Source organism: Bartonella sp. AP65SXKL, from assembly GCF_042195725.1.
Classification (GTDB): domain Bacteria; phylum Pseudomonadota; class Alphaproteobacteria; order Rhizobiales; family Rhizobiaceae; genus Bartonella.
The window spans coordinates 1-13,053 of record NZ_JBHIOW010000004.1 but is presented as its reverse complement, the minus strand read 5'-3'; the positions used below and the strand labels follow the sequence as shown (position 1 = coordinate 13,053).

Genomic DNA, 13,053 nt, shown 5'->3' with positions numbered 1-13,053 from the left:
TGAATACTGTTTTAACCATCACGAATGACCACAATTTTTTATCTATTTTTATCTATCATACTAACGAAATGGTCCCCTTCAGGACAAGCATACTGAAGTAACTCACACAACTTAAAAAATACACGACCATCTTTGTTTATTTTTAGTTTTCTTTTTTATCAACCAAGTGTAAAAAGAATTGGAGAAGATATTTAAAAAAGCTTATCCGATAAATCTGTAAGATGAATCACATAAATGATTAAGCAGAAAAACTCTGAAAAACCAATCTGTCATCAGATTGGCGCTAAAAAGAAACCTCGTTTTTGTAAAGCAGAGAGAAAAGTAAAGGTTAAGATATTTTAAGCAATGTAAAAAGATATTCTTTTTAAAAGAAAGCAAACTATAAACAATGGAAGAAGTATTGTGTGTTCTAATCGCAATAAAAACGTACAACCCAATAAAAAAATTAAATCTCATAAAACTAAACAATGTGATCTGCTCATTGCAGGGGGGGCAGCTGTCGGTTTAACCCTAGCGATAGCACTCAAGCAAACAGCCCCTAATCTGAAAATAAAAATCGTTGATGCTGCTCCACAAGGAGATACCCCTGCTTCTAACATACGAACCATTGCCCTTGCTGCTGCTTCTATTCGTATGTTAAAACAATTACAATGTTGGAAATCTATAAAACCCTATGCGCAACCCATTCATTCAATGATCATCACAGATACAAGCACAAATGATCCTGTCAAACCCACTCTTTTAACCTTTGAAGGCGACATTAATCCCGGCGAGCCCTTTGCTGCTATGGTAGAGCATAGAGAACTCATCAACACTTTAAAAAAACGTGTCAAAGGTCTCAATATCCCTGTTATTACAAACACCCGTGTCATTGATTTTCATCAAGAAGATCAACATACAACCGTCACTTTAAATAATGAAGAGGTTTGGCAAACAAAATTGCTTATTGCAGCTGACGGAGCCCATTCGAAATTACGCCAAAAAGCTGGTCTGAAAAATTTTTCTCATCCCTATAAACAAACAGCAATCATCTGCACAGTTGAACATGAAAAACCCCATAATGGTCAAGCAATTCAACATTTTTTACCTGCCGGTCCTTTTGCTCTTCTCCCTCTCAAAGGCAACCGATCCGCCATTGTGTGGAATGAAGATCATAAAACTGCGCAATATTATCTCAAAGCTGATACACTTATTTTTGAAACAGAACTCGAAAGACGCATTGGCCATCGATTAGGCAAACTCTCTTGGGATGGCGAACGTCAAGCTTTTCCTTTGAGTCTTTCTTTAACACGTCAATGCGTTAAACCACGTTTTGCTCTCGTTGGCGATGCCGCCCATACCATCCACCCCATTGCAGGACAAGGACTCAATTTAGGATTACGCGATAGCGCTGCGCTGGCTGAAGTGATTATTGAAACAGCACGACTAGGTCTTGACATTGGCTCCCTCACGGCTTTAGAGCGCTATCAAAGCTGGAGACGTTTTGAAATTGTCCGTATGGCTTTAAGCAATGATTGGCTTAATAAACTCTTTTCTAATGATAGCCTTCTTTTACGGATGCTCCGCGATACCGGCCTTGGAATCATTAATCAAGCACCAAAAATAAAAAAATACTTCATTCAAGAAGCTGCCGGACTCTCTCCAAATGCCCCACGTCTTCTACGCGGCTTCCCACTTTAAGCAAAAATTCATACTATTTCACTTTTTTTACAACCTTTGCCTTCCTCCTTCAAAGAACAAAAAATTCCTATCTCATCCAATCTGTTTACAAACCGGATTCCTGTCGAGTAATTTTTTCTTGACTTCCTCCTCCCATATTTCACTTAACATTAAACTCGACAAGCAAGCTACATTCTAAGAATATTCACCATACACTGAAAAAACGTTTAATATCTCAGAGAGGTTGTTGCTTTATATCACCACACCTTAAAAGAAGCCATTTCACGGCATAATAAAATAAACAAGACTTTTTAGCACACAACACTTTTATTTATAATAATAAGTTCATTGTTCTCATATTGAGTGAGAAATCTAAAGATCATAAAATACCCTTATTTCAAATCTCTCTCATGTTGAAGCAATCAAAATCATTCGCTTGCACATCACAAGCGAAAGTGTCGTATAAATAAAACAATTAAACAAAGCGACAAAAGCCTCCCTCTCTCAAGAACTAAGGACTTTAGCAATATTGGAGGCGAGTAAAGTGTATAAGGACGCCGGCTTATACTTTTTATTGAAGTAAAAATGGTGGTGTACAATGAATTTTATATGATCATAGGGGCTTTTACGTTATACTATTCATGAGAAGCGCCATAAAATAAGCTTAGTTGCATTGAAAAATTTTCTTTTAAAAAAGCGCGTAAATTGGAAACATAAATGTATTCCGTTTGGGGCATTCTGCTTCTCAGACAAACTCTTTAACTTATTGTGGAATACCACACGACTTTAGAAAAAATATTCCAATATATAACAAAGTATTCCGTACTCTATACCATCACACACAATTGTAAACCTGCATACCCCCTATTTCACACCATAAAAGAAGATAAACCGCAATAGAAATGATCCAATCCTTTTATTTTCAAATACACTCTTTATTCATTATTCATAAACGCTCATAAATGAATTTTAATCACAAACGCTCAGAAATATGTCATAAATTCTATAAAACCCATAACAGCCATAGAAATTTTCCATTTTTCTACATACTCACTCATCTCAACTAAACGAACGATAAATAAAGTAAATGCCTCATATATAATCTCACAGAAAAAAGACCAAACAAAATCTATAACATCAGGCTTGTTCTACAGAACAGTATTTCAAAAATATAAGTATGCTAATTTATTAACATATTAATTGATAAAATTATCATTTTACATATTGAGTTAAAATCCCTATGCAATAAATTATTCTCATTTCGACCATTTTTGTAAATAATCAATAAAACTATTTATTTACATAGACTAAAAAGAGCAACGTTAATGAAACGATAAAAAGAAGTAAAATATCCCCCCTCTCTCACATGCCAAAAGCAATTACAATATTCCAATCTGGCATCATCATTATGCTTGCCAGATTATGACAACAAGACCTTTTGCATTTAAATAAATTGTTCACGCTCCCTATCATTGTATTTGGTAACTCAATACTTTAATATATTCGTTCAGTATGTTTATACAATTAAATTACCCAAAAGAGCATACTTCTTGCATTTACATTCCTTGGTATTCCCTTATCTTGTAAAGATCGCACACGTGTTACGTTACTTCGAGTTCATCAAGTGTATACCCATTCTCCAACCACTCTTTAATCCACTTAGGTCTACGTCCACGCCCATTCCATAATTCCCATTGGTTATTGGGATTTCTATAATGGCGCTCTTTGCTCACAAGATCAGCGATATCAATTCCATGGGCATTAGCAATTTCAAGAATTTTTCGTCGCGCATTTTGCTTTTCCTTTGCTTGCCGTTTTTTTAATTCCACATCGATTTGTGTACGCATCTCTTGTAGCTCATCAAAATTCATATTTTTGAGATCATTCACCTTAATTACTCCCCTTGCAAAAAAGAATCTTTTCTTGCCATATTTTAAACACAATTATAGACAATTTCTGTCTATTTATTATCGAAATTAAAATTACGATACATATATCACTTTGACGGAGATGTGCTTTGGACCACAAAGAGCTGTTTATTGGTATATCAGTTACCACCACTGCATCTTTTTTCAGTTCAATTGCTGAAACTACTAAATGCAGTGCTCAAGCGCCATCACACCTCTCTGAATCTTATGAATCAGTAGTCAAAAGTAAATATAAATCGTCACTCTATAAGTTATGGCAATACGCAACAAAGAACAAGCCCTCTCTGTATAATGATAGTGTAGTTCATTATGACAAGAAAACCTCCCCTCATACACAACGGCTTTTTACTTCGTATAAATTTTTTTTGAAAAGATTTTTGCAACTAGAGGATTATATAAAACAAGCAGCTTCAATACAGTATCAAAGATTATTATTTTTTAAAAGCAGCGCCTTTCTTCGTGATTCGAATAATATTGGTTGGCGTAATGTGCTCTATTTTATTCCACACTTTTATCTTGTTGGTTGGATATTCGCATATATTAGAAATATTCTTAGAAGAAAACAAAGCAATAATCACAAGGAATATTCTAAGCTAAACAATCTCATTCTGCAAATTTATAAAATCAAAAGACAACGAGAAAAAGCACAACACAGAATTAGCATTTGTATTAATAAAATTCTTCGTAATAAGGTGTATTGCTAATGATTGTTCCAGATTTCACATTTTTTGCTGCTGCATACATATCCAATACGCCCCCCATAGCATTTTCAGTTATCGCCAAACAAGAAGCGCGGGACAATGTCTATGTAACAGATGATAAAGATAACTTCTTCTATCAATCATCTCAGCTTAAGGAAACAATCGCAACAGCTGAACAGAGTGAACATAATTTTAACATAATTTTAGGGCAAATTGGTGTTGGAAATGTGAAATTGTTTTCTCTTTTTGATGCATTTGATTTTTGCAGAAATCTTACAGCTGCACAAAGCGCTTTAACTTACTGCTATGAACAAACAACATCAAAGTGCGTCTTTGAAAAAGCGACTTTGCAGTCTGTGCTGAATTTTTACAATACAGAAAACTCAAGCCACACCCGTATGCAAAAAGTTACTTCATATATTGGAGTAAAAGCTGCTGTACGAGGAAATGAAGACTTGCAGGAGCCTGTAAAGCTTAAAAAAGAAGAACCAGAACAGACAACTAAAGTAGATTCTCTTTCTCTCTCTTCAAAAGGAGAAGAAGATGCATTTACACATAAAGAAAGTAGCGCCAGAGATGCTTTTTCAGCTGAAGATTTTTCTTCATCGAGAAGATCACTGAGTGATGACTGATATTTTCACGAAAACCTAGAATTTTGATAGGATATTATAATGAAAGGTAGATAAGAAAATGTTAAAGCTCTAATTAGTAAGATTGAACAAAATCTCTTCTAATTGAGGGCAAAGATAATGAAAATGATAGAACAAAACAGCGTTGATATGGCATTTAGTCAAAAAGCAGCACGTGAGATTACAGTCGTGATGCTTTCAGAAAGAGAATGGTATTTCACATTTATTTCTGATGATCCAATTACCGGAAAGCCAAATAAATATACATTACTTACACAAAGAGGAAAACTAAGAACTTGGGCTGATCCAAAATATCTCTTTAAGTTTCTTCATGAAAGAGGGGTCATTTGTGGGAGTTTTAATCTTAATCAGGATAAAGAACATGAAACAATTAAATATTCTTCACACAACAGCTCGTAATAAAATTGCTGCATTTTCTGCAGCTTTAACTGTATTTTTTATGACCGCTCCTGTATCCACCCAAGCAGCGGGTTTAGAGCCTGCAAAAAAAGCTTTAGGACTGCTTCAAACAGATTTAAAAACGATTATCCCTATCGCTGCTGCCGTAATACTTTTGTGCTTAGCAATTGGTTATGCAGGGCGCTATATCGGAAAAGACACATTTGTACGGTGGGCAATCGGTGTTGTTATCGCTGGTTCAGCAACTGAACTTGCTAGTTTATTATTTAAACCCAACTAATAAATCTTTTGAAACATGAAATGCTTCTTTCATGAAAAAAGAATTTTAGACTTTAATACTTTTATTCCACATCAATTCAATGAAATTATCCCTTATTTCATGGAAAAAATACTTGCGCCAAATACAATTTGATAAGGTTGAACAATATGAAAAAATTAATCAATTTTCAATTGAATGATAATAATAAAATTACCGCAACCTCTGCAGTTTTAACTGTATTTTTTATGAACAATCCCGTATGGGCTCAAGCAGCAAAAGGTTTGAAAAACGCAGATACAGCTTTAAACGCGCTCCAAAAAGACTTGAAAGAAATTATTCCTATTGCTGCAGCCGTGATACTTCTGTGCTTAGCGATTGCTTATGCAGGGCGCTATATCGGAAGAGATACATTCGTACGATGGGCAATTGGTGTCGTTATCGCTGGTTCAGCAACTGAACTTGCTAATTTGTTATTTAAAAACCCCTGATAAATCTTATTAAACACTAAGTGTATCTATTATAAAAAACTTAGATTTCTGTATTTTATTTAGTGAAATAACAAACTATATCAAAAAAAGAGATTATTTATACCAACTGTAATCTAAATTGGAATAAGCAATATGAAACAATTAAAAACTCTTCAAACAATAATTTGGAATAAAGCTACTAAAACCTCTGCAGCTTTAACTGTATTTTTTATGGCCAATCCTGTGTTAGCCCAAGCAGTAGTTTTAGATCCTGCCAACAAAGCTTTAACTGCTCTCCAAACAGACTTGAAAGCGATTATCCCTCTTGCTGCTGCCGTGATACTTTTGTGCTTAGCAATTGCTTATGCAGGACGCTACATCGGAAAAGATACATTCGTACGATGGGCAATCGGTGTTGTTATCGCTGGTTCAGCAACCCAACTTGCAAATATGTTATTCACAGGCGCGTAATGAGAATGAATATTAAAGTCATTCAGTATAAAATATCTTTTTATTCTAAAGAGAAATCTAAATTGAGACAAACAATATGAGACAACCAAATACCCTTCAAACAATAGTTAGAAATAGAAATATTAAAATTTCTGCAACTTTAATTATATTTTTTATGAGCAATTCTGTATATGCTCAAGTAAAATTAGCAAATGCAAAAACTGCTTTGGAGGCTTTACAGAACGACCTCATTGGAAACATTATCCCTATTGCTGCTGCTGTTATACTTTTATGCTTAGCCATTCTCTATGCAGGGCGCTACATCGAAAAGGATACATTTATACGATGGGCAATCGGTGTTATCATTGCTGGATCAGCAACCCAACTTGCTAAAATGCTATTTACAGGTGTTGTGTGAATAAGTATAATACAAAATGTTTTTAAGATAAAATTGTATCTAATAATTATTAATATGGCAAAATTCTATTCCATTTATGATAGAAATACAAAGCATTCATGAAACTTTAATAAGAGTAAAATATGCAAAAACTAATCAACCTTCAATCAAAAAATAACAACAGAATCATTGTAATTTCTGCGACTATAGCTGCGTTTTTTATAACGTATCCCGCATATGCAGAAATAAAGAATGCTAAAGACGCTTTAACAGCTCTACAAACAGACCTTATTAGCAATATTATTCCTGTTGCTGCTGCCGTTATACTTTTATGCTTAGCAATTGGTTACGCAGGACGTTACATTGAAAGAGATACATTTATACGATGGGCAATCGGTGTTATCATCGCTGGATCAGCAACCCAACTTGCGAAGCTGTTATTCACAGGTACAGTTAGTTAAAACTAAAGATAGTAACTATGATACAAAATGTTATCTATAACCTTCAATGAGAGAAATATGCGAAAATTAATTAGCTTCCAATCAAAGAACAATAACAAAATCATCACACTTTCTGCAGCTATAACTATATTTTTTATGATACATCCCGTATGGGCCCAAGCAAAGGGTTTAGCTCCTGCAAAAAAAGCTTTAGAAGAACTCCAAAAAGATCTTAATACTAATATTATTCCTGTCGCTGCTGCTGTTATACTTTTATGCTTAGCAATTGGTTATGCTGGACGCTACATCGGAAAAGATACATTTATACGATGGGCAATCGGCGTTGTCGTCGCTGGCTCAGCAACCCAACTTGCGAGCCTGTTATTCAAGGGGCAAGTGTGAGTCTTTATAATACATAATGTTTTTAAATTAAGAGTTTATATTTGCTAATTGTAACATATAAAGATAGTAATTTGTTTATGTTAAAAAATATAAAATATTCATGAAAATTTAATGAAAGCAAAATATGCGAAAATTAATTAATGTCCAAACACAAAATAACAACAGAATCATAGTAATTTCTACAGCTATAATTGCATTTTTTATAACACAGTCTACATATGCAAATGCAAAATTAGCTCCTGCTGAAAAAGCTCTAGATGCTCTAAAAAAAGATCTTATTGATCACATTATTCCTGTTGCTGCTGCCGTGATACTTTTGTGCTTAGCAATTGGTTACGCAGGCCGCTATATAGGAAAAGATACATTTGTACGGTGGGCAATCGGCGTTGTCATTGCTGGCTCGGCAACCCAACTTGCTAAACTGCTATTTACAGGTCAAGCATAAATTAGTATAATACGTAATGTTTTTAATGTTCGTTGATTATAGATTTGTACCAGTAATAATATCGCTCATACTACGAAAAAAGGAATATTATTTATAGCAACTTTAATTAAAAGGGGATAAAAGATATGAAAAAATTAAATACGCTTCAATCAAAAATATGTAAGATTAGTGCTATTTTTATAACTTTGATTATGTTATTAATAACTCAATCTGCATATGCTCAGACGGAAACAAAGAGTTTAGATGTTTTCATAGGGATGCAATATGGATTAAGTATAATTATTCCTATCGTTGCTGCTATCATTCTTTTATTACTTTTGCTTATTTATATATTTCGCATTATCGCAAGAGCTACATTTATGCGATGGGCATTCAGTGTCATTATTGCTGGTGCAGCTTTTTATATTAGCCACATATTATTTCACCTCCAGTGACGAGAACATTCCATGAAATCGCAAGAAAAAAAAGAATTCCCCCTATTCAAGGGAGCAACACGTGTTCCAACGATATGGGGTGTCCCCATGATGCCATTTATCGTTATGGTTATGGGGGTTGCTGTTATTGCTATGACAGTAAGTATCTTTTTGTGGATTATAGCACCTCCATTATGGTTTATTATGGTGCAAATTACTAAAAACGATGATAAGGCGTTTCGTATCTGGTGGTTATGGATCGATACTAAATTTCGCAATCGTAACAAAGGTTTTTGGGGCGCATCAAGTTATAGTCCCTCTGATTATAGTAAAAGGAGATAAACATGACAGCTGTTGAAAGCAGCAAACGCCTTGCATCAGAGACACCTGTAAGCCTGTTTCTGCCTTATTCACATCATATTACAGATACGATTATTTCTACTAAAAATGCGGAATATTTGTCAATTTGGAAAATTGACGGGCGTTCGCATCAAAGCGCTTCAGAAGAAGATATTTTTCAATGGATAAAAGAGCTTAACAATACTCTACGGGGTCTTGCATCAGCCAATTTATCATTTTGGACGCATATTGTGCGCCGCCGTGTTTATGAATATCCTGATTCAACATTTGATCAAATGTTTTGCTATCAACTTGATGAAAAATATCGACAAAGCTTTACTGGTTATAATTTAATGGTCAATGATTTATATCTGACTGTCATTTTTCAACCGATAGCGGATAAAATTATGTCGTTCTTTTCTAAACATGAACGTGAAACGCTTGATCAAAAAAAGATGCGACAAGACACATGTATCAAAGAACTCAATGACATCAATCGTACTTTAGGCCAATCTTTAAACCGTTACGGTGCAGAACTTCTTGGTGCTTATGAAAAAAATGGGCATGCTTATTCTTCTGCACTTGAATTCCTTGGAATGCTTGTCAATGGTGAATATCGCCCTATGCCAATTTGCCATGACCGTTTTGCTGACTATATGTCTGTCAATCGACCTTTTTTCTCAAAATGGGGCGCTCTTGGTGAACTGCGAACAACCAGTGGAATGCGTCGATTTGGAATGCTGGAAATTAAAGAATATGATGCAACAACCAAACCAGGACAATTGAATGTTTTGTTGGAAAGTGACTTCGAGTTCGTATTGACGCAGAGCTTTTCAGTTCTCTCCCGACATGCTGCTAAAGATTATTTACAACGGCATCAGCGTAATCTTATTGATGCACGAGATGTGGCAACGAGCCAAATTGAACAAATTGACGAAGCACTAAACCAGCTTATCAGTGGGCATTTTGTCATGGGAGAACATCACTGCACATTGACGATCTATGGTGATACAATTCAACAAGTTCGCGACCATATGGCCAAAGCAAGTGCAGCATTACTAGACGTTGCGGTACTGCCCAAACCTGTAGACTTAGCAATAGAGGCTGGCTATTGGGCACAACTTCCTGGCAATTGGAAATGGAGACCACGTCCTGCTCCGATTACATCATTGAACTTTTTATCATTTTCATCTTTTCATAACTTTATGTCAGGAAAACCCACTGGCAACCCATGGGGACCAGCCGTCACAATTCTTAAAACAACCAGTAAAACGCCGCTTTATTTCAATTTTCATGCCTCCAAACTTGAAGAGGACTCGACAGATAAACGTTTACTTGGTAATACCGCGCTTATCGGACAATCTGGTTCGGGTAAAACCGTGTTACTCGGCTTTTTGTTAGCACAAGCACAAAAATTTAAGCCGACAACTGTTGTTTTTGATAAAGATCGTGGTATGGAAATTGCCATTCGGGCGATGGGTGGAAAATATTTAACATTCAAGCCAGGCAGAAAAAGTGGTTTCAATCCTTTCCAACTCCCACCCACACAAGAAAATCTTATTTTTCTGAAACAATTTGTTAAAAAATTGGCAGAAGCTGGTGGTGAAGTCACGCACCACGACGAAGAAGAAATTAATAAAGCAGTTATGTCTGTTATGAGTGCTAACATTGACCGATCACTCCGTCGTTTGTCCTTTCTAGTACAATTTTTACCAAATCCACGTTTAAGTGATTATAATGCTCACCCATCTGTTCATGCTCGCTTACTAAAATGGTGTGAAGGTGGTGATTATGGGTGGTTGTTTGATAATCCCCATGATGCTCTTGATCTCTCAACACATCAAATTTACGGCTTTGATATCACGGAATTTTTAGATAATTTTGAAACTCGCACTCCAGTGATGATGTATTTGCTTTACCGCACAGAAGGCATGATTAGCGGACAGCGATTTATGTATATCTTTGACGAGTTTTGGAAGCCTTTGCAAGATCCGTACTTTGAAGATTTAGCGAAAAATAAACAAAAGACTATCCGTAAACAAAATGGTATTTTTGTTTATGCAACACAAGAACCTAGCGATGCCTTGGAAAGTAATATTGCCAAAACACTCATTCAACAGTGTGCAACTTACATTTTTCTAGCCAATCCCAAAGCAAATTATGAAGATTATACAAAAGGCTTTAAACTAACAGATGCCGAATTTGAACTCGTTAAAGGACTTGGTGAATTTAGTCGCCAATTCCTCATTAAGCAGGGTGATCAATCTGCGCTTGCAGAACTGAATCTTGGTAAATTCCATCTGACACGCGATGGAAAAACCATCGAACACGACTTTAGTGACGAGCTCTTAGTGTTATCAGGAACGCCTGATAACGCAGAGTTAGCTGAAAGCATTATCGCAGAAGTTGGTGATGATCCGGCAATATGGTTACCAATTTTCTTACAGCACGCAAAAAATGACAGGAGGGAAACATGAAAAAAAAGGTCATTTCAATAGTAGTTGTAATAACTTTAGGGATTTCAAACCCAGCGATGGCTTGGGTTTGGGGCGCTGGGGCGGCGGATTTATCGGCATCCGTTCCAACGAAGTGGCCCAATTTTTTTGGAAGTTCATCTTCAAATACATCAAAGTCTAAAAAAACTCCACAGCAAAAGAAAGCGCCACCTGATGCCCAACTTCTCGATATGCTAAAAAAACACCTTGAGGAAGTAAAAAAGATACACGAATCTATAACGGGAAGCCAAAAATTCGATACTAAAAAACTTAAAAATGTACAAACAGATCACAGTAGCTTTTTTCTCAAAAATCCAGAGAATCTCTACAATAGAAATAAAACTTCTGCTCTATCTACATCACTTGAAAATATTTTAAAAGAAGAAGAAATTCCTGTCACTATCCATGAATCTAGCAGTTTTATCAACAAGCGTATCCAATATGCAGCCATCACTGATAAAGCCGTAAGTTTAAAAACTTTTCAAGAAGCAAACAATCGTTTTCAGCAAATTGAAGAACTATTAAACGAGATCACGACAACAAAAGATCTAAAAAGTATTGCCGAGTTACAAGCACATATAATTGGAATGCTTGCTATGCTACAAAATGAAACAGCAAAACTACAAATGGTTACACATTTACGCAATGCTGAACATACACTTATCAAACAACAGAAAGATAAACATAACATAAAAATTTTGAATAGTAAAAACACGAACATGCCTACCATAAGATTCATTAGGTAAAGCTTTTTGTAGCAATATTTTGTATATTATTTTTCCTGTATGCTCGTAAAAAGAAAAAGTTAATGCGTAATACTCAATTCTCTCTCATAGATCGAAAAGGTCTACGAAGTTTCATTTTATCCTTAAAAAAATTCAACGAAAAATGCTTAAAAAGCATATAAAAAATTGAAAATTCGTTAAAGAGAAATTCCATGAATTTTACAGTGTTCACGCAACTTTTCAGTAAAATTGATCAGATAACAAAAACATATGTCACGGATGTTTCCTCAAAAGCAATTGTTACAATTACACCCTTTGTTTCAATTGGAATCACAATCGCTTTCATCATCTACGGATGGCTCATCATTCGTGGCGCTATAGATATGCCTCTCTCCGGATTCGTAAACCGTTTCCTACGGATAAGTATTATTACTTCAATAGCTCTTACCACAGGACTTTATCAACCAAAAATCACAAATTTAATAACACAAATCAAAAGCGCTCATAACAAATCCACTCGATGATAAACAATTAATGAATTTACTGGACACAGCAGCAACCAAAGGATTTCAATATGCAGGCCGCCTTTTCGAAGAAACCGTCTTCTTCGAGTCCAATGGACTGCTTTACAGTCTCTTAGGCATCCTCATCTTGCTAGCAACAAGCTTCGTCGTAGCAATCGGTGGTGGCCTCGTTCTACTGACAAAAATCGCTATTACACTTCTTGTAGGATGGGGACCATTCTTCATCATTGCTTTGCTCTGGCAACCAACTCATCGCCTTTTCGAGCAATGGATAATCCAAGTCGTGAATTATATAATCCTCTTTCTACTCTTAGCAACTGTATTTAATCTAATGATGAATATCTTTGCAAACTATTTGAG

Annotated in this window: 16 protein-coding genes and 1 pseudogene; 16 read left to right on the top strand and 1 reads right to left on the bottom strand. The window is 35.4% G+C overall.

Annotation, left to right across the window (positions count from 1 at the left end; genetic code table 11):
- The first annotated feature begins 402 nt into the window (after nt 1-402).
- Complete coding sequence (locus ACFIMP_RS03625; protein WP_375685999.1) at nt 403-1,680, top strand: ubiquinone biosynthesis hydroxylase; 1,278 nt, start codon at nt 403-405, stop codon at nt 1,678-1,680.
- 1,580 nt (nt 1,681-3,260) lie between these two features.
- Here ACFIMP_RS03625 and ACFIMP_RS03620 read toward each other — a convergent pair.
- The gene (locus ACFIMP_RS03620) at nt 3,261-3,548 is read right to left on the bottom strand and encodes an H-NS histone family protein (RefSeq protein WP_015857007.1); all 288 of its coding nucleotides are present in this window, start codon (nt 3,546-3,548) and stop codon (nt 3,261-3,263) included.
- Nucleotides 3,549-3,676: 128 nt separating this feature from the next.
- On the opposite strand from ACFIMP_RS03620, the gene ACFIMP_RS03615 reads away from it, so the two are divergent.
- From ACFIMP_RS03615 to ACFIMP_RS03545, 15 genes and pseudogenes are all read left to right on the top strand, one after another.
- Nucleotides 3,677-4,291 (top strand): hypothetical protein, encoded by a 615-nt coding sequence (locus ACFIMP_RS03615; protein WP_375638245.1) that lies wholly within the window; start codon nt 3,677-3,679, stop codon nt 4,289-4,291.
- Nucleotides 4,291-4,920, top strand: coding sequence for a lysozyme family protein (locus ACFIMP_RS03610; protein WP_375613159.1), 630 nt, complete (start codon nt 4,291-4,293; stop codon nt 4,918-4,920). The genes ACFIMP_RS03615 and ACFIMP_RS03610 overlap by 1 nt, the downstream gene beginning before the upstream one ends.
- Nucleotides 4,921-5,037: 117 nt before the next feature.
- Nucleotides 5,038-5,337: a KorA family transcriptional regulator gene (korA, locus tag ACFIMP_RS03605; RefSeq protein WP_375613158.1), complete on the top strand. Its 300-nt coding sequence runs from the start codon at nt 5,038-5,040 to the stop codon at nt 5,335-5,337.
- A complete protein-coding gene (gene trwL, locus ACFIMP_RS03600) occupies nt 5,300-5,617 on the top strand; it encodes a VirB2 family type IV secretion system major pilin TrwL (RefSeq protein ID WP_375681257.1) in 318 nt (105 codons plus the stop codon). The genes korA and trwL (ACFIMP_RS03600) overlap by 38 nt, the downstream gene beginning before the upstream one ends.
- A gap of 146 nt (nt 5,618-5,763) precedes the next feature.
- Nucleotides 5,764-6,084 (top strand): VirB2 family type IV secretion system major pilin TrwL, encoded by a 321-nt coding sequence (gene trwL / locus ACFIMP_RS03595; protein ID WP_375621038.1) that lies wholly within the window; start codon nt 5,764-5,766, stop codon nt 6,082-6,084.
- A gap of 132 nt (nt 6,085-6,216) precedes the next feature.
- A complete protein-coding gene (gene trwL, locus ACFIMP_RS03590) occupies nt 6,217-6,534 on the top strand; it encodes a VirB2 family type IV secretion system major pilin TrwL (protein ID WP_375685998.1) in 318 nt (105 codons plus the stop codon).
- Between the two features lie 76 nt (nt 6,535-6,610).
- Nucleotides 6,611-6,931, top strand: a complete 321-nt coding sequence (trwL, locus tag ACFIMP_RS03585) for a VirB2 family type IV secretion system major pilin TrwL (protein WP_375681254.1) — start codon at nt 6,611-6,613, stop codon at nt 6,929-6,931.
- Nucleotides 6,932-7,053: 122 nt separating this feature from the next.
- Nucleotides 7,054-7,371, top strand: a complete 318-nt coding sequence (gene trwL / locus ACFIMP_RS03580) for a VirB2 family type IV secretion system major pilin TrwL (protein ID WP_375685997.1) — start codon at nt 7,054-7,056, stop codon at nt 7,369-7,371.
- 57 nt (nt 7,372-7,428) lie between these two features.
- On the top strand, nt 7,429-7,752 hold the full coding sequence (gene trwL, locus ACFIMP_RS03575) for a VirB2 family type IV secretion system major pilin TrwL (protein ID WP_375685996.1): 324 nt from the start codon (nt 7,429-7,431) through the stop codon (nt 7,750-7,752).
- Between the two features lie 124 nt (nt 7,753-7,876).
- A complete protein-coding gene (trwL, locus tag ACFIMP_RS03570) occupies nt 7,877-8,197 on the top strand; it encodes a VirB2 family type IV secretion system major pilin TrwL (RefSeq protein ID WP_375652480.1) in 321 nt (106 codons plus the stop codon).
- A gap of 125 nt (nt 8,198-8,322) precedes the next feature.
- Nucleotides 8,323-8,631 (top strand): conjugal transfer protein, encoded by a 309-nt coding sequence (locus tag ACFIMP_RS03565; protein ID WP_375681252.1) that lies wholly within the window; start codon nt 8,323-8,325, stop codon nt 8,629-8,631.
- A 12-nt stretch (nt 8,632-8,643) separates the two neighbouring features.
- Nucleotides 8,644-8,952: a VirB3 family type IV secretion system protein gene (locus ACFIMP_RS03560; protein WP_375613868.1), complete on the top strand. Its 309-nt coding sequence runs from the start codon at nt 8,644-8,646 to the stop codon at nt 8,950-8,952.
- A 2-nt stretch (nt 8,953-8,954) separates the two neighbouring features.
- The gene (locus ACFIMP_RS03555) at nt 8,955-11,426 is read left to right on the top strand and encodes a VirB4 family type IV secretion/conjugal transfer ATPase (protein WP_375613869.1); all 2,472 of its coding nucleotides are present in this window, start codon (nt 8,955-8,957) and stop codon (nt 11,424-11,426) included.
- The gene (locus ACFIMP_RS03550; protein ID WP_375652483.1) at nt 11,423-12,190 is read left to right on the top strand and encodes a TrbJ/VirB5 family protein; all 768 of its coding nucleotides are present in this window, start codon (nt 11,423-11,425) and stop codon (nt 12,188-12,190) included. Before ACFIMP_RS03555 ends, ACFIMP_RS03550 begins: the two co-directional genes overlap by 4 nt.
- A 191-nt stretch (nt 12,191-12,381) precedes the next feature.
- Nucleotides 12,382-13,053 (top strand): annotated as a pseudogene (locus tag ACFIMP_RS03545) (type IV secretion system protein); the annotation flags it as partial.